This is a genomic window from Aeromicrobium massiliense JC14 (genome assembly GCF_000312105.1).
In the GTDB taxonomy this organism is placed as follows: Bacteria; Actinomycetota; Actinomycetes; order Propionibacteriales; family Nocardioidaceae; genus Aeromicrobium; species Aeromicrobium massiliense.
Genome location: NZ_HE978637.1, coordinates 811543 through 832644 on the forward strand (window position 1 = coordinate 811543; position 21102 = coordinate 832644).

The window sequence follows — 21102 nt, forward strand, 5'->3', positions numbered from 1 at the left end:
CGGCGCGTTGCTTGCCCCGGGTCGGGCGAGGCGGGACAGTGAGGACATGAGCACCGAGGCCGAGGCCCCGACCACGCTGACCGAGAAGCGGCAGGACGCCTTCTTCAACGACGCGCTCCTGTTCAGCGCCGCGTTCACCGGCGCCGTCGTCGTGTACGCCGCGCTCCTCGTCGTCGGCCGCCTGCTCGGCCTCGAGGACGTCGAGCTGTCGTGGAGCGACGGCCTGCCCGACCACCTGCTCGTCGCCGGACTCGTCGCCGGCGAGCTGTTCCTGCTGTGGAACAACGGCCTGCGAGCCGGACGCCGCGGGCACAGCATCGGCATGCACCGGGTCGGCGTGCGCGTGGTCGACCGCGAGAGCGGGGCCCTGCTCGGCGCCGGCCGTGGGCTGGTCCGCGGCCTGGTGCAGGTCGTGCTGCTCGACCTGCTGCTGACCGCGCTGCCGTTCGGCCTGCCCACCGTGCTGCGCACCGCGACGCCCGACGCCTGGCACGTCGGCATCCTGGCCTACGTCGTCCTGGCCGTCGCCGTGGTGCTGCTGGTCGTGCCATCGCTGCCGAACCCCGCCGACCTGCTCGCCCGCAGCCGGGTCGTCAAGGCGACGGGGGAGGACGCTCTCCTGACTCCCAAGCGGCGCACCGTCGTCACCGTCCTGGAGGTCGCGGGCGTCGTCGGCCTGGTCGCCGTGGCCGCGAGCTACGTGTGGTTCGTGTGGCCCGTGCTGCACGCCCCCAGCCTGTGGTGACCGTGTCGCTGCGCTCGCGCTGACCGAATCCTTGATATCGTGTATCTTGATATCAAGATACTTACGGTTAGGCAGACCTGAGCACGCGTCGCATGATGGACCGTGGGCAGGATGGGACCGACCAGCGCCATCGAAGGAGAACACCATGGCAGTCGACAGCTTCCACGCCAAGGAGTCGCTGAAGGTTGGTGAGCAGAGCTACCAGTACTTCCGCCTGGACGCCGTCCAGGGCGACGGGCTGGACGTGGCCACGCTTCCCTACAGCCTGAAGGTGCTCCTCGAGGCGCTGCTGCGCACCGAGGACGGTGCCGACATCACGAAGGCCGACATCGAGGCCCTCGCCGGCTGGGACGCCGAGGCGGACCCCAGCAAGGAGATCCAGTTCACGCCCGCGCGCGTGATCATGCAGGACTTCACCGGCGTCCCGTGCGTCGTCGACCTCGCCACCATGCGTGAGGCGATGGCCGACCTCGGCGGCGACCCGTCCAAGATCAACCCGCTCGCGCCGGCCGAGATGGTCATCGACCACTCGGTCATCGCCGACGTCTTCGGCACGCCGGACGCGTTCGAGCGCAACGTCGAGATCGAGTACCAGCGCAACGGCGAGCGCTACAAGTTCCTGCGCTGGGGCCAGGGCGCGTTCGACGACTTCAAGGTCGTCCCGCCGGGCACCGGCATCGTCCACCAGGTCAACATCGAGAAGCTGGCCCGTGTCGTGTTCACCCGCGACACCGACGGCGAGCTCGTGGCCTACCCCGACTCCTGCGTCGGCACCGACTCGCACACGACCATGGTCAACGGCCTGGGCGTCGTGGGCTGGGGCGTCGGCGGCATCGAGGCCGAGGCCGCGATGCTCGGCCAGCCGATCAGCATGCTGATCCCGCGCGTCGTCGGCTTCAAGCTGTCCGGCGAGCTGCCCGAGGGCGCCACCGCGACCGACCTCGTCCTGACGATCACCGAGCAGCTGCGCAAGCACGGCGTCGTCGGCAAGTTCGTCGAGTTCTACGGCCCCGGCGTCTCGGCCGTCCCGCTGGCCAACCGCGCCACGATCGGCAACATGAGCCCCGAGTACGGCTCGACCGTCGCGATCTTCCCGATCGACGACGAGACGACCAAGTACATGCGTCTCACCGGCCGCGACGAGGAGCAGATCGCGCTCACCGAGGCCTACGCCAAGGCCCAGGGCCTGTGGCACGACCCGTCCGCCGAGCCGCGCTACTCCGAGTACCTCGAGCTCGACCTCGGCGAGGTCGTCCCCTCGATCGCCGGCCCGAAGCGCCCGCAGGACCGCGTCGTGCTGGCCGAGGCCAAGCAGGGCTTCCGCGGCGCGCTGGCCGACTACGCCAGCTACGACGAGGTCGACGCCACGGGCGAGCGCAAGCCCGGCGTCCCGCCGGCGGCCACGCCGGAGTCCGGCTACGACGAGGCCGTCGCCGAGTCCTTCCCGGCCTCGGACGCCCCGTCCAGCCACGACGACGGCAAGAGCGCGCCCAAGGACTACGCGTCCTGCGCTCCGTCCGACGGCGGACGCCCGAGCAACCCCGCCATGGTGACGCTCGAGGACGGCACGCAGTTCGAGCTCGACCACGGTGCGGTCACGATCGCGGCCATCACGTCGTGCACGAACACGTCCAACCCGTCGGTCATGATCGGCGCGGCGCTGCTGGCCAAGAAGGCCGTCGAGAAGGGCCTCGTGCGCAAGCCGTGGGTCAAGACGACGCTGGCCCCCGGCTCGAAGGTCGTCTCGGACTACTACGAGCGCGCCGGCCTCACGCCCTACCTGGACAAGCTCGGCTTCAACCTGGTCGGCTACGGCTGCACCACCTGCATCGGCAACTCCGGCCCGCTCATCCCCGAGGTCAGCGCCGCGGTCAACGAGAACGACCTCGCGGTCGTCTCGGTGCTCTCGGGCAACCGCAACTTCGAGGGCCGGATCAACCCCGACATCAAGATGAACTACCTGGCGTCGCCGCCGCTGGTCGTCGCGTACGCCCTGGCCGGCACGATGGACATGGACATCACCACCGAGCCGCTGGGCAACGACACCGAGGGCAACCCGGTGTACCTCAAGGACATCTGGCCCGCCCCGGCCGAGGTCGAGGACGTCATCCAGCAGGCGATCTCCTCGGACACGTTCAGCCGCGAGTACGCCGACGTCTTCGCCGGTGACGAGCGCTGGCAGAACCTGCCGACGCCCGACGGCGACACCTTCGAGTGGGACGCGGACTCCACCTACGTCCGCAAGGCGCCCTACTTCGACGGCATGCAGCTCGAGCCCAGCCCGGTCGAGGACGTCTCCGGCGCCCGCGTCCTGCTCAAGCTCGGCGACTCGGTCACGACCGACCACATCTCGCCGGCCGGTGCGATCAAGAAGGACAGCCCCGCGGGCAAGTACCTGATGGAGAACGGCGTCGAGCCGCGCGACTTCAACTCGCTGGGGTCGCGTCGCGGCAACCACGAGGTCATGATCCGCGGCACGTTCGCCAACATCCGCCTGCGCAACCAGATCGCGCCCGGCACCGAGGGTGGCTTCACCCGCGACTTCACCGCCGGTGGTGAGGTCACGAGCGTCTTCGAGGCCTCGCAGAACTACCAGGCCGCCGGCACCCCGCTGGTCGTCCTGGCCGGCAAGGAGTACGGCTCGGGCTCGTCGCGCGACTGGGCGGCCAAGGGCACGGCGCTGCTGGGGGTCAAGGTCGTCATCGCCGAGAGCTACGAGCGCATCCACCGCTCGAACCTCATCGGCATGGGCGTCCTGCCGCTGCAGTTCCCCGAGGGCCAGAACGCCGAGAGCCTCGGCCTGACCGGCGAGGAGACCTTCGAGGTCACCGGCGTCACCGAGCTCAACGAGGGCCGCACGCCCAAGACCGTCAAGGTCAAGGCCGGCGACGTGGAGTTCGACGCGGTCGTCCGCATCGACACCCCCGGTGAGGCGAACTACTACCGCAACGGCGGCATCATGCCGTACGTGCTGCGCAGCCTCCTCTGAGCTGAGCAGTCGCCCACGCGCTGAGGGTGACGTTCCGTACGCGACACGCCGATGCCGCCGTACGGGACGTCACCCTCAGCGCTTTCCGGGGAGAGTGAGAGCGTGACGATCCACACCGACCACCCGTTCGTGCCCGGCGAGGGCGACCGCGACCCGCTGCGCCGCCTGCGCGGCCGGCTGGCGGCCCCCGTGACGGTGTGGACGACCGGCGCGGGACGTGACCGGGCGGGCCTGACGATCTCGTCGCTGCTCGTCGCCGACGGCGACCCGGCGCGCGTCCTGGGCCTCGTCGACGAGGACTCCGAGCTGGCCGACGTGCTCGACGACAGCGGGCTCGTCACGGTCAACGTGCTGGGGGAGCGGCACCGCTTCCTGGCCGACGTCTTCGCCGGCCTCGCTCCCGCCCCGGGCGGCCCGTTCACGCAGGGCGAGTGGGCCGACGGCGAGCACGGGCCCCGGCTCGTGGACGCCGTCGGGCACCTCGGCGTGCGGCTCGACCCGGCCCCGCGGCGGCACGCCGGCTGGGCCCTGCTGGTCGAGGGGACGGTCGAGCACGTGGCCGTGGGGGAGGGCGACCCGCTCGTCCACCTGCGTGGCCGGTACCGGACATAGGCGACCGGGCCGCCAGCCGACCCGTCGGTAGACTGGCCCAATGTCGTCGGGCAACGTGGGAGAAGGAGATCGGATGGGCGTCCTGGACCGCTTGACGGGCCCCGCCGACCTCGCCGGGCTGACCGACGCCGAGCTGACCGAGCTCGCCGCGGAGGTGCGCGAGCGGCTGCTCGTCTCGGTCGCGCGCAGCGGCGGGCACCTCGGCCCGAACCTCGGGGTGGTCGAGCTGACCATCGCCATGCACCGGGTCTTCGACTCCCCGCGCGACCGGATGATCTGGGACACCGGCCACCAGTCGTACGTCCACAAGATGCTCACCGGCCGCGCCGAGGGCTTCGAGCGACTGCGCCAGGAGGACGGCCTGTCGGGCTACCCCTCGCAGGCCGAGTCCGAGCACGACTGGGTCGAGAACTCCCACGCGTCCACCAGCCTGTCGTACGCCGACGGCATGGCCCGCGCCAACCAGCTGCGAGGCAGCGACGACCACGTCGTCGCGGTGATCGGCGACGGCGCGCTCACCGGTGGCATGGCCTGGGAGGCGCTCAACAACATCGCCGCCGACCAGACCCGCCGGCTGGTCGTCGTGGTCAACGACAACGGCCGCTCGTACACCCCGACCGTCGGCGGCCTGGCCAACAAGCTGGCCCAGATCCGCACCAACCCGCGCTACGAGCCCACGCTGCGCGCGGTCAAGGAGCGGCTGAGCCGCGGCGGCACGGTCGGCAGCGCCGCCTACGAGGCGCTCCACGCCATGAAGAAGGGCGTCAAGGACGCCTTCGCGCCGCAGGGCCTGTTCGAGGACCTCGGGCTCAAGTACCTCGGCCCGGTCGACGGGCACGACCGGGCCGCCCTCGAGCAGGCGCTGACGCTGGCGCGCAACTTCGGCGGCCCCGTGCTCGTCCACGTCATCACCACCAAGGGCCAGGGCTACGACATCGCCGTGGCCAACGAGAACGACCAGATGCACCAGTCCGGCCCGTTCGACCGGCTCACCGGCGACGCGACCACGGTCGCCCCGGTCGGCTGGACGTCGGTCTTCCGCGACGAGGTCGTGCGCATCGCCGACGAGCGCGACGACGTCGTCGGCATCACCGCGGCCATGCTCTACCCGGTCGGCCTGGACGCCTTCGCCGACAAGTTCCCCGACCGCGTGTTCGACGTCGGCATCGCCGAGCAGCACGCGGTCACCAGCGCCGCAGGCATGGCCATGGCCGGGCTGCACCCGGTGGTCGCGGTCTACGCGACCTTCCTGAACCGCGCGTTCGACCAGGTGCTGCTCGACGTCGCGCTGCACCGCTGCGGCGTCACCTTCGTGCTCGACCGCGCCGGCGTCACCGGTGACGACGGCGCCAGTCACAACGGCATGTGGGACATGTCGTTGTTCCAGCTCGTCCCGCGCCTGCAGATGGCCGCCCCGCGTGACGGCGCCCGCCTGCGCGAGCTGCTGCGCGAGGCCGTGGCCGTCGACGACGCGCCCACGATCGTCCGCTTCGCCAAGGGCGCCGTGCCCGACGACCTGCCCGCGATCGACCGGGTCGGCCGCACCGACGTGCTCAGCCGCGACGACGACGCCGAGGTGCTGCTGGTGGCCGTCGGCTCGTTCGCGCACGCCGGCGAGAAGGCCGCCGCGCTGCTGCGCGAGCAGGGCGTGCGGGTCACCGTCGTCGACCCGCGCTGGGTCAAGCCGGTCGACCAGTCGATCCTCGACCTCGCCGCGCAGCACGAGCTCGTCGTCACGTTCGAGGACAACGGACGCGTCGGGGGCGTCGGCGCCTCGATCACCGCCGCGCTGCAGGATGCCGGCATCGCGACCCCGGTCGCCGTGCACGCTGTCGCCCAGGAGTTCCTCGACCACGCCAAGCGCGACGTCGTGCTCGGCCGCCTGGGCCTCACGCCCGACGCGGTCGCGTCCGACACCCTGCGCCGGCTCGGCCGGAATACCTCCGGGTCCTGAGGCATTGACGATGAAGTGGTTCCGTGAGAAGCGACGCCCCGAGCGTCCGTACACCGAGCGTCCGGTCCTGATCCATGCCCTCGACGGCTTCCTGGGGGCGGGGTCCGCGTCCCGGCTCGCCGCGCAGGCGCTGTCCAGCGGCGAGGGGCAGGTGCTGCACAGCTTCGACGTCGACGAGTTCTACGACTACCGCGCCCGTCGCCCGCTGATGGCGTTCAAGGCCGACCACTACGCCGAGTACGACGAGCCCCGGCTCGACGTCGTGCTCGAGCACGACGTCAACGGTCACCCCTACCTGCTGCTGGCCGGCCCCGAGCCGGACTTCCACTGGGAGGCGTTCATCGAGGAGCTGGCCGACGTGGTCGACCGCTGGGACGTGTCGCTGACCCTCGGCCTGGGTGCGGTGCCGATGGGCGTCCCGCACACCCGCCCCCTGGTGCTCACCTCGCACGGCACCAAGCCGTCGCTGGTCGACCGCAAGAACCTGTGGCAGGGCACCGTCAACGTGCCGTCGTCCGCCGCGTCGCTGCTGGAGCTGCGCTTCGGCGAGCGCGGGCTCGACGCCGCCGGCTACGTCGTCCACGTGCCGCACTACCTGGCCCAGATCGAGTACCCGACCGCCGCCATCGCCCTGCTCGACGCGCTCGAGGCCCGCACCGGGCTCACCGTCGACCTGGACGACCTGCGCCGCCAGCAGTCCGAGACGCTCGTCGAGATCCAGAAGCAGATCGACGAGCAGGACGGCGGCGCGCTGCTGAGCGGGCTGGAGCAGCAGTACGACGCGTTCACCCGCGGTGCCGCCGACTCGCTGCTCGCGCACGACGAGGAGCTGCCGACCGGCGAGGAGCTGGCCGACCAGTTCGAGCAGTTCCTGGCCAAGATCCGCAAGGAGGACCAGGAATGAGCTCCGGAGTCGACGACCTGCTGCGCCTGCTCGACCTGGAGCCGCTGGAGGTCGGGCTGTTCCGCGGCTTCCCGCCGGCCAACCCGAGCCGTCCGGACCGCGTCTACGGCGGTCACGTCGCCGCCCAGGCGATGGCCGCGGCCCAGCTGACGGTGCCCGAGGACTGCCTCGTGCACTCCTTCCACGCCTACTTCATCCTGGCCGGCGACGCCACGGTGCCGGTGGTCTACGACGTCGAGAACGTCCGCGACGGCCGCACCTTCCGCACGCGGCGCGTGGCCGCCCGCCAGCACGGCGCGATCATCTTCTACATGACCGCCTCGTTCCAGAAGGACGAGCCGGGCCTGGACCACCACGACGCGATGCCGCCGGTCATGGCGCCCGAGGACGCGACGCCGCTGGCCGACATCGTCAAGCTGCTCGACCCCGAGCAGGGCGAGCAGTGGAAGTCCCAGTGGGGCGCGATCGACCTGCGCTACGTCGGCGACGACCGTCCGGCCGACGACCCCATGCGCGAGCGCGAGCCGGCCGTCCAGCGGTTCTGGTTCCGCACCGCGTCGCCGCTGCCGTCCGACGACCCGCGCCTGCACGTCAACGCACTCACCTACATGAGCGACCTGACGCTGCTCGGTGCCTCGCTGGTGCCGCACGGCAAGGTCATCGGCGACCCGAGCATCATGCCGGCCTCGCTCGACCACACGCTGTGGTTCCACCGCCGCTTCCGGGCCGACGAGTGGCTGCTGTACGACCAGCACTCGCCGTCCGCGTCCGGCGCCCGTGGCCTGTCGACGGCCCGCATCTTCGACCAGCAGGGACGCCTCGTCGCCAGCGCGGCGCAGGAGGGGCTCATCCGCCCCATCACCCCGCGCTCCTGAGCCGCCCGCTCGGGCCCCTGAGCCCCTACCGGCCCCTGGCCCCCGACCGGCCCCTGAGCCGGCCGCCCGCCTCCTGAGCCCGCCGCCCGCCTTCTGAGCCTGTCGAAGGGGCTCCGACCGGCTCAGCCAGCGGTGGACCGGCTCAGTCGAGCGGCGTGACGCGCCCGACGAGGTGCGTGACCGGCTTCCGCTCGCCGCGGACGCCGAAGTCGATCGTGCCGCCCTCGCCGGGGGCCGAGCCCAGCACCACCGTGGTCGGCAGCAGCACGGGCTTGCGAAACTCGACGTCGACCCGGAACGCCCCGGGCAGCCGGTTCTCCAGCGCCGCCAGGCAGCGGGCCTTCGTCCACATGCCGTGCGCGATGTTGCTCGGGAAGCCGAACGCCTTGGCCGTCCACGGGTGCAGGTGGATGGGGTTGCGGTCGCCCGACACCGCCGCGTAGCGACGGCCCAGGCCGCCGTCGAGCCGCCACTGCACGACCCCGGGGGGCGGCTCGACGCCCTCGAGCGGGGCCGCCTCCTCCGGGCCGCGTCCGGCGCCGCGCGCGAACAGCGTCGTGGTCTCCTCCCACACCGTCTCGCCGCGGGTGCGGGCGACCGTCACGAGGTCGACGAGACGTCCCTTGGGGTGCGGGCGCAGCCCCTCGGCGTGCACCGCCACCGACAGCGGCTCGGTGACGCCGATCGGCCGGTGCTGGACGATCGTGTTCCGCAGGTGCACCAGCCCCATCGGCGCGAACGGGAACCGGGTGTCGGTCATGAGCGCCAGGTGCAGCGCGAAGGCGTGCATGTGCGGATAGGTCGCCGGCAGGGTGTCGCGCAGCCCGAACCCGCACACCTCGCGGTACGCCCGCAGGTGCGCCGGGTCGGCCGAGACGTTCTTGCGCTCCAGCACGACGTCCGGCACGCCGTCGGAGGCGTGCTTGACGCCCGGCAGGGAGCCGACGCCCGGCAGGGCGGGCAGGACCGCCCGGCCGTACAGCGGCAGGGTCGCCGGGGGCTTCTCGTACAGCCGGCGCGTCACGTCAGGCGCCCAGCAGGCTCTGGCCGCACACCCGCACGACGTTGCCGGACACCGCGGACGAGCCCGGGTGCGCGATCCAGGCGACCGTCTCGGCCACGTCGATCGGCAGGCCGCCCTGCGACATCGAGCTCAGCCGGCGGCCGGCCTCGCGGATGCCCAGCGGCATCGTCTTGACCATGTCGGTCTCGATGAAGCCCGGGGCGACGGCGTTCACGGTGACGCCCTGCTCGGCGAGCCGCGGCGCGAGGTCCTGCACGAGGCCGATGACGCCGGCCTTGGCGGCGCCGTAGTTCGTCTGGCCGGAGTTGCCCGCGATGCCGGCGATGGACGAGACGCCCAGCACGCGGCCGCCGGGCCGGATAAGCCCCTGCGAGACCAGCTCCTCGGTGATGCGCTGCGGGGCGCCGACGCTGATGTCGACGACCAGTGCGAAGCTCTCCGGCTTCATGTTCTTGAGCCGCTTGTCGCGGGTGATGCCGGCGTTGTGCACCACGACGTCCACGCCACCGTGGTGCTCCTTCAGGTACGCCGCGATGCGCTGCGGCGCGTCCGTGACGGTGATGTCGAGCGCGAGCCAGCCGCCCTCGAGCTCGTCGGCGAGCTTCTTGAGGTCGTCGGCCATGGCCGGGACGTCGAGGCCGACGACGGTCGCACCGTCGCGGTGCAGCGTCCGGGCCATCGCGGCGCCGAGCCCGCGGGACGCGCCGGTCACGAGCGCGACCTTGCCGGCCAGCGGACGCTCCGGGTCGGTGACCGGGTCGGCCGCCGTCAGCGTCGTGGTGCCGAGCCGGACGACCTGGCCCGAGACGAACGCCGAGCGCGGCGAGAGCAGGAAGCCGACGGTCGAGGCGAAGGAGTCCTCGGTGCCGTCGCCGACGTAGACCAGGTTGACCGCGCCGCCGTTGCCGATCTCCTTGCCGAGCGAGCGGGTAAACCCCTCCAGGGCGCGCTGGGCGATCGCGGCACCGGTGCTGCCGGCCTGCTCGGGCAGGCGGCCCACCACCACGACGTGGGCGCTGGACGACACGCTGCGCAGCACCGGGGTGAAGAAGCGCTGCAGCTCGACCAGCCCCTCGGGCGAGTCGATGCCGGTGGCGTCGAACAGCAGCCCCTTGTAGCGCTCGCCCTCGGCGAACGAGCCCGTGGCGGTGACGCCGAGCGTGGTCAGCGCGGCGCCGACCCGGTCGCCCAGGACGCTGCCCGGGGCGGCGCCGACCAGGACCGTCCCCTTGACCGTGGGATCGCCGGGGCTCCAGCGGTCCAGGTACGGCGGGTTCGGCAGGCCGAGGTTCTTGACCAGCAGCTTGCCGACGGGGGAGTGGGCCAAGGCCTGGTAACGGTCGCTCATTCGACGGGTTCCTTCATCTCGCATACCATCGGTATCTGGATCTGGTCCGGAACGATAGCCTCATGCCACGGCGTCGTCCACACCGCGAGTGTGCCGTGACCGTCCGGACCGCACGACCCGAGTCGACCCAGCAGGAGAGAACATGGCCGCCAAGAACGCCCCGCAGTCCTCCACCGCGTCCGCGCTCGCGCCCTCGGTGCGCCGCGTCGCCGTCGTCGGCGGCAACCGCATCCCGTTCGCCCGCTCGAACACCGCGTACACCGAGGCGTCCAACCAGGACATGCTGACCGCGGCGATCGACGGGCTGGCGCACCGCTACGGGCTCGAGGGGGAGCGGGTCGGCCAGGTCGTGGCCGGCGCGGTGCTCAAGCACTCGCGCGACTTCAACCTGGCGCGCGAGTCGGTGCTCGGCTCGGTGCTCTCGGCCGACACTCCCGCGCACGACGTGCAGCAGGCCTGCGACACCGGCATCCGCGCGATCATCGACGTCGCCGACAAGATCGCGCTGGGCAAGATCGAGTCCGGCATCGGCGGCGGCACCGACACCACCTCCGACGCCCCGCTGGCCGTCGGCGAGCGCCTGCGCAAGCACCTGCTCGCCGCCAACCGGGCCAAGGACGTCAAGGGCCGGCTCAAGGCGCTCGTGAAGATCCGCCCGCAGGACCTCGCGCCGTCGATCCCGCAGAACTCCGAGCCCCGCACCGGCCTGTCCATGGGCGAGAGCCAGGCGCTGACCACCGTCGAGTGGCAGATCGGCCGCGAGGAGCAGGACGAGCTGGCCGTCGCCTCCCACCACCACTTGGCCCAGTCGTACGACGAGGGCTGGCAGGACGACCTGGTCACGCCGTTCCAGGGGCTCGAGCGCGACAACAACCTGCGTCCGGACTCGTCGGTGGAGAAGCTGGCCAAGCTCAAGCCGGTGTTCGGCAAGGGCGAGGCGGCCACGATGACCGCCGCGAACTCCACGCCGCTCACCGACGGCGCGTCCGTCGTGCTGCTGGCCAGCGACGAGGAGGCCGAGCGACGCGGCTGGACGCCGCTCGCGTACCTGGTCGACTACGAGACCGCCGCGGTCGACTACGTCGGCGGCCACGAGGGCCTGCTCATGGCTCCGGCCTACGCCGTCCCGCGCATGCTCGAGCGCCAGGGCCTGACGCTGCAGGACTTCGACTTCTACGAGATCCACGAGGCGTTCGCCTCGCAGGTGCTCAGCACGCTCAAGGCGTGGGAGGACCCGATCTTCTGCAAGGAGCGCCTCGGCCTCGACGCGCCGCTCGGCTCGATCGACCGCACCGGGCTGAACGTCAAGGGCTCGTCGCTCGCCGCCGGGCACCCGTTCGCCGCGACCGGCGGACGCATCGTCGCCAACCTGGCCAAGCTGCTGCACGAGAAGGGCTCGGGCCGCGGCCTGATCTCCATCTGCGCGGCCGGCGGGCAGGGCGTCGTGGCCATCCTGGAGGCCTGACGGCCGGGCCGGGTGGCCCGACGACGGGTGCCTGTCGGAGGGGGACCGTAGGCTCGGTGGCATGAGGCCTCGTTCCCAGCTCAAGCGCCAGGTCGCGCCGTTCAAGGTCGTCTCGGACTTCCAGCCCGGGGGCGACCAGCCCACCGCCATCGCGGCCCTCGAGCAGCGGATCAAGAACGGCGAGCAGGACGTCGTCCTCATGGGTGCCACCGGCACCGGCAAGACGGCGACCGTCGCCTGGATGACCGAGAAGCTGCAGCGGCCGGTGCTCGTCCTGCAGCCCAACAAGACCCTCGCGGCGCAGTTCGCCAACGAGCTGCGCGAGCTGTTCCCCGACAACGCGGTCGAGTACTTCGTCTCGTACTACGACTACTACCAGCCCGAGGCGTACGTCCCGCAGACCGACACCTACATCGAGAAGGACTCCTCGATCAACGAGGAGGTCGAGCGGCTGCGCCACTCGGCCACGTGGTCGCTGCTGACCCGCCGCGACGTCATCGTGGTGGCCACCGTGTCGTGCATCTACGGCCTCGGCTCGGCCGAGGAGTACACGAACCGCATGCTCGGGTTCAAGGTCGGCGAGGAGTACCCCCGCGAGGAGCTGCTGCGCACCCTGGTCGAGGCGCAGTACGTCCGCAACGACGTCACCGCGACCCGCGGCACCTTCCGGGTGCGTGGCGACACCGTCGAGATCTTCCCGGTGTACCAGGAGATGGCCGTCCGCATCGAGTTCTTCGGCGACGAGATCGAGCGGCTCATGACGCTGCACCCGCTCACCGGTGAGGTGCTCAGCGACGACCAGGAGCTCTACGTCGGGGCCGCCACCCACTACGCGGTGGGCAGCGACATCATGGAGCGCGCGATGAAGGGCATCGAGCTCGAGCTGGCCGACCGGCTCGCCGAGCTCGAGCGCGACGGCAAGCTCCTGGAGGCCCAGCGGCTGCGCATGCGCACCACGTACGACCTGGAGATGATGCAGCAGATCGGCACCTGCTCGGGCATCGAGAACTACTCCCGGCACATGGACGGACGTCCGCCGGGCTCGGCCCCGAACTGCCTGCTCGACTACTTCCCCGACGACTTCGTGCTCGTGGTCGACGAGTCGCACGTGACGATCCCGCAGATCGGCGCGATGTACGAGGGCGACATGTCGCGCAAGCGCACCCTGGTCGAGCACGGCTTCCGGCTGCCCAGCGCGATGGACAACCGCCCGCTCAAGTGGGGCGAGTTCCTCGAGCGCATCGGCCAGACCGTCTACCTGTCGGCCACCCCCGGCAACTACGAGATGGAGAAGTCCGGCGGCGACGTCGTCGAGCAGATCATCCGACCCACCGGACTTGTCGACCCGGAGGTCGTGGTGAAGCCGACGAAGGGTCAGATCGACGACCTGATCAGCGAGATCCGCGGCCGGGTCGAGAAGAACGAGCGCGTCCTGGTCACCACGCTGACCAAGAAGATGTCCGAGGACCTCACCGACTACCTGCTCGAGGCCGGCCTGCGCACCCGCTACCTGCACAGCGAGGTCGACACGCTGCGCCGGGTCGAGCTGCTGCGCGAGCTGCGCATGGGCGAGTACGACGTCCTGGTCGGCATCAACCTGCTGCGCGAGGGCCTCGACCTGCCCGAGGTGAGCCTGGTGGCCATCCTCGACGCCGACAAAGAGGGCTTCCTGCGCTCCAACCGGTCGCTCATCCAGACGATCGGCCGCGCGGCGCGCAACGTGTCGGGCCAGGTGATCATGTACGCCGACACGATCACGGCGTCGATGGCCGACGCGATCGAGGAGACCAACCGCCGGCGCGAGAAGCAGCAGGCCTACAACCGCGCGCACGGGGTCGACCCTCAGCCGCTCCGCAAGAAGATCGGTGACATCACCGACATGCTCGCGCGCGAGGACGCCGACACGTCCGCGCTGCTCGCCGCCACGGGCGACAAGCGGCGCAAGGGCGCCCCGGTGCCGCTGGGCCAGCACACCAAGTCGCTGGCCGACCGCCCGGCCGGCGAGCTGGCCCAGCTCATCGAGTCGCTCAACGACCAGATGCACGCCGCGGCGGCCGACCTGCAGTTCGAGGTCGCGGCCCGCCTGCGCGACGAGGTCCACGAGCTCAAGAAGGAGCTGCGGGGCATGATCGACGCCGGCGTGTGAGCCACCCGGAGCCGTCCGATCGCGTGCGACGTGGGCGCGCCTGACAGAATGTCCCGCGGAGGGGAGTATTCCTTCGCCGCAGTGTCGTCATCACGGGAGCCGTCCAGTGCTCCCCGGTGCTGCGGGTCACCGATCCCGGTGGCGGAAGAGACCTCCGGACGCCTGTAGACGACCGGAGGATCAGTGGACGTTTCCACTCTGGAATGGACGATCACCATCGCGGTGACCGTCGCTGTGTTGTTGTTCGACGTGGTGGTCATCGCGCGGAACCCGCACGAGCCGACGCTCAAGGAGTGCGCCACCGCGCTGTCGGTGTACGTCGGCCTGGCCATCGCCTTCGGCATCTGGACCTGGACGTACCACGGTCACGACTACGGCGTGCAGTTCTTCGCCGGCTGGTTGACCGAATACAGCCTGTCCGTCGACAACCTGTTCATCTTCATCATCATCATGGCCAGCTTCTCGGTGCCGCGTAAGTACCAGCAGGAAGCGCTGATGGTCGGCATCATCCTGGCCCTCATCTTCCGCGGCATCTTCATCGCGCTGGGCGCCGCCGCGATCAACAACTTCTCGTGGGTGTTCTACATCTTCGGCGCCTTCCTGGTGTTCACCGCGTACAAGCTGGTGGGCAACCACGACGACGACACCGACGGCGACAACGCGGTCGTGAAGTTCGCCCGCAAGCGCCTGCCGATGACCGACCGCTGGGACGGCCTCAAGCTCAGCGTCCGCGAGAACGGCAAGCGGCTCTACACGCCGATGCTGCTGGTGATCATCTCGCTCGGCACGACCGACCTGCTGTTCGCGCTGGACTCGATCCCGGCCATCTACGGCCTCACCCAGGAGCCGTACCTGGTCTTCACGGCCAACGTGTTCGCCCTCATGGGCCTGCGCCAGCTGTACTTCCTGCTCGGCGACCTGGTGAACCGTCTGGTCTACCTGTCGTACGGCCTGGCGTTCATCCTGGCCTTCATCGGCGTGAAGCTCGTCCTGCACGCGCTGCACGAGAACGAGCTGCCGTTCATCAACGGCGGCGAGCACGTGAAGGTGCCCGAGATCCCGACGCTGCTGAGCCTCGGCGTCATCATCGTGACCCTCGTGGTCACGGCGGTGCTGAGCCTCATGAAGACGCGCAAGCAGGACCGCGCGCAGTCCTGAGCCGCACGCGCGTCGGCCCCGGTCCCACGCAGGGACCGGGGCCGACGGGCGTCCTCAGTCGATCTGGTGCGGCGGGATGTCCTCGGGGTCGCGCAGCTCCATCCGCTCGCCCTGGCGCCGTCGGTGGAGGTAGACCGGCACCGACAGCAGCAGGCCGAGGAGCAGCAGCAGGCCCGCCACCTCGTACTGCTGTCCGTCGCGACCCGACAGCGGCGTCACGAGGTACAGGCAGCTGGCCGCCCCCAGCAGCGCCACGGGCACCCGGGTGCGGAAGTGGTCGCGATCGACCGGGTCGCGACGCAGCACCAGCACGGCGATGTTGACGACCGCGAAGACCGCGAGCAGCAGCAGCGACGTCGTGCCTCCGAGCACCGCCACGGCGTCGTCGCTGGCGTACGAGACGTACGCGATGAGCGCGAACGACAGCAGCGTGGTGAACGCGATCGCGGTGTACGGGGTGCGGCGCTTGCTGACCTTGCCGAGCGAGCGCGGCAGCACGTCCTGCCGCGCCATGCCGTAGAGCAGCCGGCTGGCCATCATCATGTTGATGAGCGCGGAGTTGGCGACCGCGAACATCGAGATGAACGGCAGGACGTCGTCGACCGGGAAGTCCGGCGCCCCGCGCTCGACGACGAGCACGAGCGGGGTGTCGGTGGCGGCCAGCTCGCCGACCGGCACGATCGCGACCGCGCAGATCGCCACGAGCGCGTAGATGAGCCCGGCGATGCCCAGGCCGGTCAGCATCATCCGCGGGAAGATGCGGTGCGGGTCCTTGCACTCCTCGGCCATGTTGACCGAGTCCTCGAAGCCGACCATCGCGAAGAAGGCCAGCGACGTCGCGGTCGTGACGGACAGGAAGACGTTCTTGTCGTCCGGGGTGTCGAAGGCGACCACGCGGCCCCAGTCGGCGTCGCCGCCGGCGACGACCCACAGGCCGACCACGATGACCAGCGCGAGGCCGGACAGCTCGACCAGGGTGAGCACGACGTTCGCCTTGACGCTCTCGCTGACGCCGCGCAGGTTGACCGCGGCGACCAGCGCCATGAAGCCCAGGGCCACGAGCAGGATGCCGGTGTCGCCGGCCTCCCAACCGATGCCGACGGCCAGGTTCGACGCGAACGCGCGTGCCGCGGTGGAGGCCGAAGTAATCCCGCTGCTCATGACCGCGAACGCGATCATGAAGGTGACCAGGTGGATGCCGAACGCCTTGTGCACGTACAGCGCGGCGCCGGCGGCCTGCGGGTACTTCGTGACCAGCTCCAGGTAGGAGAACGCGGTCAGCAGGGCCACGGCGAACGCCACCATGAACGGCAGCCACGCGGCTCCGCCGACCTCGGCCGCGACCTGTCCGGTCAGGGCGTAGACGCCGGTGCCGAGGATGTCGCCGATGATGAACAGCAGCAGCAGGCCCGGTCCCATCACCCGCTTGAGCTCGTGCTGGTCGGCGCCCTGCGCGGGTGCCTCGTCGTGGACCGCCATGTCGCTCGCCTCCGGTGGATGGGGCTGAAAGTTGCGTCCAGACTCGTGCTGATGTCCGTCCCGCGCAAGAGCGCGTAGTAGTTTCAAGCCCGTGGTCACCTCGTCGTCCTGGATCAAGCGGCTCGTCGCGCGCCTCCTCGTGCGCCGGATCCAGAAGAAGGGCATCGACCTCTCGAGCATCACCGTGATCCCCGAGCAGACCCGCATCCCGCTGGAGCGCGACGGCACCGATCCCAAGCCGCAGATCGCCCAGTGGCGCGAGGCCGGTCCGCTCAAGGTGCTCGAGATGCCGTTCGACTTCACGCTCTACCTGGTCACCGGGCACGACGAGGCGCGTGCCGTGCTGACCGACACCACGAGCTACAGCAACGACATCCGGCACCTGCTGCTCGGCGACGGCCCGGCGACCAAGGACGACATCGGCGGCCTGGGCTTCACCGACCCGCCGCTGCACACCCGGCTGCGCAAGCTCGTGACCCCGGAGTTCACGATGCGCCGCCTGGCCCGGCTCGAGCCGCTCATCGAGCGCATCGTGGACGACGCCCTGGACGCGATGGAGGAGGTCGGCCCGACCGCCGACCTCGCTTCGCAGGTCGCGTTCCCGGTGCCGTTCCAGACCGTCTGCGACCTGCTCGGCCTGGCCTACGACGACCGCGACGTGTTCATGAAGCTGGCCACGACTCGGTTCGACGCCACCGGCGGCGCCGCGGCCGCGTTCGGCGCCGTGTCTGCCCAGCGCGAGTTCCTGTTCGAGGCGGTCGCCCGCCAGCGGCTCGAGCCGGGTCCGGGCCTCATCGGCCAGATCCTCGAGCGCGAGGGCGACGCCATCTCCGACGCCGACCTGGCGGGGCTGGCCGACGGCATCTTCACCGGCGGCTTCGAGACCACCGCGGGCATGATCAGCCTGGGCACGATGGTGCTCCTGCGCGACCCGGCGTACGCGGCGCTCGTCCGCGACGGGAGCCGTGAGGACGTCGACCGCGTCGTCGACGAGCTGCTGCGCTACCTGTCCGTCGTCCAGGTCGCCTTCCCGCGCTTCGCCAAGCAGGACATGGACCTGTTCGGCCAGCCGATCAAGGCCGGCGACGTCGTCATCGCCTCGCTGAGCGGCGCGAACCGCGACCCGGCGTCCGCTGGGCCCGCCCCGGAGGAGTTCGACCCGTTCCGTGTCCCGGCCAGCGGGCACCTGGCCTTCGGCCACGGTCTGCACCGCTGCATCGGGGCCGAGCTGGCCCGCATGGAGCTGCGCATCCTGTTCCCGAAGCTGCTCCGCCGCTTCCCCGACCTGGCACTGTCCGTGCCGGAGTCGCAGATGAGCTTCCGGCAGATGTCGTTCGTCTACGGCGTCGACGAGCTGCCGGTGCACCTGGGCGTCCCGGCCCGCACGCCGGTCACGTGAGCGCCGCGACGACCGACGTCCGCGCGGTCGAGCGCTGGTTCGAGGCCCAGGGCCTGCCCTACTTCGTCGGCGACCACGCCGACCGGGTCGAGTCGTGGCTGTCGAGCCGGCGCATCCTGGCGTCGCTCGTCCTGGTGCTGGCCGTGTCGGTGGGGGCGGGCTGGCTGGTCGGCCACCGCGCCGGCACCGAGTGGGGCACCACCGTCGGTGTGCTGCTCTTCCTCGTGCTGCTCGGCGGCTACGCGGGCGGGCTGCTGCGCATGACGACGATGATTCGTTGGGCGGTGCGCCGCACGTTCGGCTCGCTCGGGCTGATGGTGCCGCTGCTGACCCGGGCCCTGCCGCTGCTGCTGCTCGCGGTCACCTTCCTGTTCGTGAACGCCGAGGTCTGGCAGGTCGCTGCGCTGATGCCCCGCCCGCGGCTGTGGCTGGCGGTGCTCGCGTTCGCGGCCGTCGCGGTGCTGTTCCTGCTCGTACGGCTGCCCGAGGAGGTGCGTGGCGTCGAGCGGGACGCGTCGGGGGAGCGGCTCGTCGAGCTGTGTGCGGGCACGCCCGCCGCGGCGCTCGCCGGGCCCGGCGCGACGTCCGCCGGTCTGCCCCGGTTCGCGCGCGTGAACCTCGTGCTGGTGCTGCTGTTCAACCAGGCGGTCCAGGTGCTGCTCCTCGCCGTGCTGCTGCTGGGCTTCTTCGTCGCGTTCGGGCTGCTCGCGATCCCCGACGCGACCGTCGAGTCCTGGACGGGCGCGCCGGTCACCGACCTGCCGTCGCTCGGTGCGAGCGTGCCGGTCAGCAACGAGCTGTTCCAGGTGTCGGTCTTCCTGGCCGCGTTCGCCGGGCTCTACTTCACGGTCTACGCGGTCACGGACGCGACGTACCGCGAGCAGTTCTTCTCCTCGGTCTCCGAGGAGCTCGAGCGGGCCGTCGCCGTCCACGCCGTCTACGCCGCCGCCCGTCAGGACGCCACCACCGCCGAGCGGTGAGTGGCGGTCACCTTCGGGTGCCTGAAGTGACCAGGACTCACCGGCCGGGGTGGGTGGCGACGACCACGGTGGCGTCGCGCTCCTCGTCGTGCACGACCGCGGGCACCAGGCCGGCACGCTCCAGCAGCGACGCGGTTCCGGGCGCCTGGGCCACGCTGGTCTCGACGACCACGACGCCGTCAAGGGAGAGCCACCCGGACACCTCGGCCGCCACCCGGCGGTGGACGTCCAGGCCGTCCGTCCCGCCGTCGAGCGCCACGAGCGGCTCGTGGTCGCGGGCCTCGGGTGGCATGAGCGCCACCGCGCTGGTCGGGACGTAGGGGGCGTTGACCGCCAGCACGTCCACCCGGCCGCGCAGGGACGGGGGGAGCGCGGCGAAGAGGTCGCCCTCGTGGACATCGGCCCCGAGCGGCTCGAGGTTGCGCCGGGCACAGGCGACCGCGGCCGGCTCGACGTCCGCCGCGTGCACCTGGGCGCCGGGCACGTGCGTGGCGACGACCAGGCCGACGGCCCCGGTGCCGCAGCACAGGTCGACCACCGTCGATCCCGAGCGCGTCCGGTCGAGGGCCTGCTCGGCGAGCAGCTCGGTGCGGCGACGCGGCACGAAGACGGCGGGGGAGACGAGCACGCGGAGCCCGCAGAACGAGGCCCAGCCCACCACGGCCTCCAGCGGCTCACCGGCCACGCGACGGACGACCATCCGATCGAGCTCGGCGTCGTCCGCGGCGGACTCGCGCAGCACGAGCGCCTCGTCCTCGGCGAAGACGCAGCCCGCGGTCCGGAGCCGCTCCGCCAGCGCATCGCTCACGCGAGAACCGTACGGCGACCCGGTGGCGGGCCTAGCGTGTGCCCGTGATCGAGCACGCCGAGCGAGCGAAGACGCTGCCGCCGCCCCCGCACGTGGTCTGGGCCGACCTCGTGGACCCGCGGACGGAGGGGCCGCGGCCGTGGATGGTGCTCGAGGCCGGTGAGACGACGCCGCGGGTGCTCGAGTCGGTGGCTCCGACCCTGGTGGTCTGGTCGTCGCTGTGGCCCGACCGACCCGACGACCAGGTGCGGCTGGAGCTCTCGCGGGCCGGTGCGCAGACGCGGCTGCGCGTCGTTCTTCTCTCGCCGGAGCCGCCGGACGGGCCGATCTCGTCGGCGATGGCCCACCGGGTGTCGCAGCTGCTGTTCAACGACCTGCGCCTCACCTACGGCGGCTGAGGACGCGTGCCCCCGGTGGGGCGGTGAGCCTGCGTCCACGGCGAGGCGCCCGGTGGACGCAGGCTCACCGCCGCGCGCCGTCGGTGGACGCCAGGTCACCGCCGACCCGGCGGGTGGCTCACCAGCCGCGCTCCCGCCACTCGGGCAGGTGCGGACGCTCGGCGCCGAGCGTCGAGTCGTCCCCGTGGCCGGGGTAGAACCAGGTGGCGTCGTCGAAACGTCCGAAGAGCTTGGTCTCGACGTCGTCGACGAGGCGAGCGAAGTCGTCCTTCGACCAGGTCTTGCCGACCCCGCCGGGGAACAGCGAGTCGCCAGTGAACAGGTGCGTGCTGCCGTCGGAGCCGCGGTGGACGAGCACGATCGAGCCCGGCGTGTGGCCGACGACCTGGATCACCTCGAGCCCGATCTCGCCGAAGCGCAGCGTGTCGCCGTCGGCCAGCCGGACGTCGGTCGGCACGGGGATGCCGTCGGCGTCGTCCGCGCCGGCGAACGTGCGCGCGACGGTCTCCTTCACGACCTCGTCGAGCGCGGCCCAGTGATCGGGGTGGCGGTGGGTGGTGACGATCCCGTCGAGCGCCTCGGTGCTGCCGACCAGCTCCATCAGCTTCATGGGCTCGGCGGCCGCGTCGACCAGCAGCCGCTTGCCGGTGGACCGGCACTCGAGCAGGTAGGCGTTGTTGCTCATCTCGCCGACGGCGAGCTTGGTGATCGTGAGGTCGGCGAGCTCGCGCACGTCCGCGGGACCCCCGACGCTGACCTGTCCGGTGTACGTCATGGCCCGACGATAGGCCAGGGACGGTGAGTCCGGTCACCTCGCG

At 71.3% G+C, this 21102-nt stretch carries 17 protein-coding genes; 12 read left to right on the forward strand and 5 right to left on the reverse strand.

Translation table 11 applies throughout. The features are described 5' to 3' along the window. Positions 1–46 precede the first annotated feature (46 nt). The 6 genes from HGAM_RS11175 to HGAM_RS11200 all read left to right on the forward strand — a co-directional run bounded on the left by HGAM_RS11175 (position 47) and on the right by HGAM_RS11200 (position 8079). Positions 47–745 (forward strand): RDD family protein, encoded by a 699-nt coding sequence (locus HGAM_RS11175; protein ID WP_019145579.1) that lies wholly within the window; start codon positions 47–49, stop codon positions 743–745. A gap of 145 nt (positions 746–890) precedes the next feature. After that, positions 891–3734, forward strand: a complete 2844-nt coding sequence (locus HGAM_RS11180; protein ID WP_019145580.1) for an aconitate hydratase — start codon at positions 891–893, stop codon at positions 3732–3734. Positions 3735–3836: 102 nt separating this feature from the next. Further along, entirely contained in the window at positions 3837–4346 is a 510-nt protein-coding gene (locus HGAM_RS11185) for a flavin reductase family protein (protein ID WP_019145581.1), read from the forward strand. Between the two features lie 73 nt (positions 4347–4419). After that, entirely contained in the window at positions 4420–6300 is a 1881-nt protein-coding gene (gene dxs / locus HGAM_RS11190; protein WP_019145582.1) for a 1-deoxy-D-xylulose-5-phosphate synthase, read from the forward strand. Positions 6301–6310: 10 nt separating this feature from the next. After that, positions 6311–7204: a PAC2 family protein gene (locus tag HGAM_RS18985; protein ID WP_019145583.1), complete on the forward strand. Its 894-nt coding sequence runs from the start codon at positions 6311–6313 to the stop codon at positions 7202–7204. Next, positions 7201–8079, forward strand: a complete 879-nt coding sequence (locus tag HGAM_RS11200) for an acyl-CoA thioesterase (protein ID WP_019145584.1) — start codon at positions 7201–7203, stop codon at positions 8077–8079. The genes HGAM_RS18985 and HGAM_RS11200 overlap by 4 nt, the downstream gene beginning before the upstream one ends. 142 nt (positions 8080–8221) lie before the next feature. Here the strand turns inward: HGAM_RS11200 and HGAM_RS11205 are convergent, their stop codons facing one another. Both HGAM_RS11205 and HGAM_RS11210 read right to left on the reverse strand, forming a co-directional pair. Beyond that, positions 8222–9103, reverse strand: a complete 882-nt coding sequence (locus HGAM_RS11205; protein WP_019145585.1) for a MaoC/PaaZ C-terminal domain-containing protein — start codon at positions 9101–9103, stop codon at positions 8222–8224. 1 nt (position 9104) lies between these two features. Beyond that, a complete protein-coding gene (locus HGAM_RS11210) occupies positions 9105–10451 on the reverse strand; it encodes a 3-oxoacyl-ACP reductase (RefSeq protein WP_019145586.1) in 1347 nt (448 codons plus the stop codon). 142 nt (positions 10452–10593) lie between these two features. Between HGAM_RS11210 and HGAM_RS11215 the strand changes: the two genes are divergently transcribed. From HGAM_RS11215 to HGAM_RS11225, 3 genes are all read left to right on the forward strand, one after another. Then, positions 10594–11916 carry an acetyl-CoA C-acetyltransferase gene (locus tag HGAM_RS11215; RefSeq protein ID WP_019145587.1) on the forward strand — a complete coding sequence of 441 codons (1323 nt, stop codon included), beginning with the start codon at positions 10594–10596 and terminating at the stop codon, positions 11914–11916. Positions 11917–11977: 61 nt separating this feature from the next. After that, on the forward strand, positions 11978–14062 hold the full coding sequence (gene uvrB / locus HGAM_RS11220; RefSeq protein ID WP_019145588.1) for an excinuclease ABC subunit UvrB: 2085 nt from the start codon (positions 11978–11980) through the stop codon (positions 14060–14062). Positions 14063–14245: 183 nt separating this feature from the next. Continuing rightward, positions 14246–15220 carry a TerC family protein gene (locus HGAM_RS11225; RefSeq protein ID WP_020691616.1) on the forward strand — a complete coding sequence of 325 codons (975 nt, stop codon included), beginning with the start codon at positions 14246–14248 and terminating at the stop codon, positions 15218–15220. 54 nt (positions 15221–15274) lie between these two features. Here HGAM_RS11225 and HGAM_RS11230 read toward each other — a convergent pair whose 3' ends face one another. Further along, the gene (locus tag HGAM_RS11230; protein WP_019145590.1) at positions 15275–16699 is read right to left on the reverse strand and encodes an APC family permease; all 1425 of its coding nucleotides are present in this window, start codon (positions 16697–16699) and stop codon (positions 15275–15277) included. Between the two features lie 91 nt (positions 16700–16790). On the opposite strand from HGAM_RS11230, the gene HGAM_RS11235 reads away from it, so the two are divergent. Further along, positions 16791–18098: a cytochrome P450 gene (locus HGAM_RS11235; protein ID WP_019145591.1), complete on the forward strand. Its 1308-nt coding sequence runs from the start codon at positions 16791–16793 to the stop codon at positions 18096–18098. Next, positions 18095–19078 (forward strand): hypothetical protein, encoded by a 984-nt coding sequence (locus HGAM_RS11240; protein WP_019145592.1) that lies wholly within the window; start codon positions 18095–18097, stop codon positions 19076–19078. Before HGAM_RS11235 ends, HGAM_RS11240 begins: the two co-directional genes overlap by 4 nt. 37 nt (positions 19079–19115) lie before the next feature. Here the strand turns inward: HGAM_RS11240 and HGAM_RS11245 are convergent, their stop codons facing one another. Then, a complete protein-coding gene (locus HGAM_RS11245) occupies positions 19116–19886 on the reverse strand; it encodes a putative protein N(5)-glutamine methyltransferase (protein WP_019145593.1) in 771 nt (256 codons plus the stop codon). A 44-nt stretch (positions 19887–19930) separates the two neighbouring features. Between HGAM_RS11245 and HGAM_RS11250 the strand changes: the two genes are divergently transcribed. After that, positions 19931–20284, forward strand: coding sequence for a hypothetical protein (locus HGAM_RS11250; protein WP_019145594.1), 354 nt, complete (start codon positions 19931–19933; stop codon positions 20282–20284). 118 nt (positions 20285–20402) lie between these two features. On the opposite strand, the gene HGAM_RS11255 is transcribed toward HGAM_RS11250, so the two are convergent. After that, positions 20403–21059, reverse strand: a complete 657-nt coding sequence (locus HGAM_RS11255) for an MBL fold metallo-hydrolase (protein ID WP_019145595.1) — start codon at positions 21057–21059, stop codon at positions 20403–20405. Positions 21060–21102: the final 43 nt, after the last annotated feature.

Excerpts from the sequence above, each read along its gene's own strand:
- HGAM_RS11175 (WP_019145579.1), top strand. The coding sequence starts at position 47 with ATGAGCACCGAGGCCGAGGCCCCGACCACGCTGACCGAGAAGCGGCAG.
- HGAM_RS11180 (WP_019145580.1), top strand. The coding sequence starts at position 891 with ATGGCAGTCGACAGCTTCCACGCCAAGGAGTCGCTGAAGGTTGGTGAG.
- dxs (WP_019145582.1), top strand. The coding sequence starts at position 4,420 with ATGGGCGTCCTGGACCGCTTGACGGGCCCCGCCGACCTCGCCGGGCTG.
- HGAM_RS18985 (WP_019145583.1), top strand. The coding sequence starts at position 6,311 with ATGAAGTGGTTCCGTGAGAAGCGACGCCCCGAGCGTCCGTACACCGAG.
- HGAM_RS11200 (WP_019145584.1), top strand. The coding sequence starts at position 7,201 with ATGAGCTCCGGAGTCGACGACCTGCTGCGCCTGCTCGACCTGGAGCCG.
- HGAM_RS11210 (WP_019145586.1), bottom strand. The coding sequence starts at position 10,451 with ATGAGCGACCGTTACCAGGCCTTGGCCCACTCCCCCGTCGGCAAGCTG.
- HGAM_RS11215 (WP_019145587.1), top strand. The coding sequence starts at position 10,594 with ATGGCCGCCAAGAACGCCCCGCAGTCCTCCACCGCGTCCGCGCTCGCG.
- uvrB (WP_019145588.1), top strand. The coding sequence starts at position 11,978 with ATGAGGCCTCGTTCCCAGCTCAAGCGCCAGGTCGCGCCGTTCAAGGTC.
- HGAM_RS11230 (WP_019145590.1), bottom strand. The coding sequence starts at position 16,699 with ATGGCGGTCCACGACGAGGCACCCGCGCAGGGCGCCGACCAGCACGAG.
- HGAM_RS11255 (WP_019145595.1), bottom strand. The coding sequence starts at position 21,059 with ATGACGTACACCGGACAGGTCAGCGTCGGGGGTCCCGCGGACGTGCGC.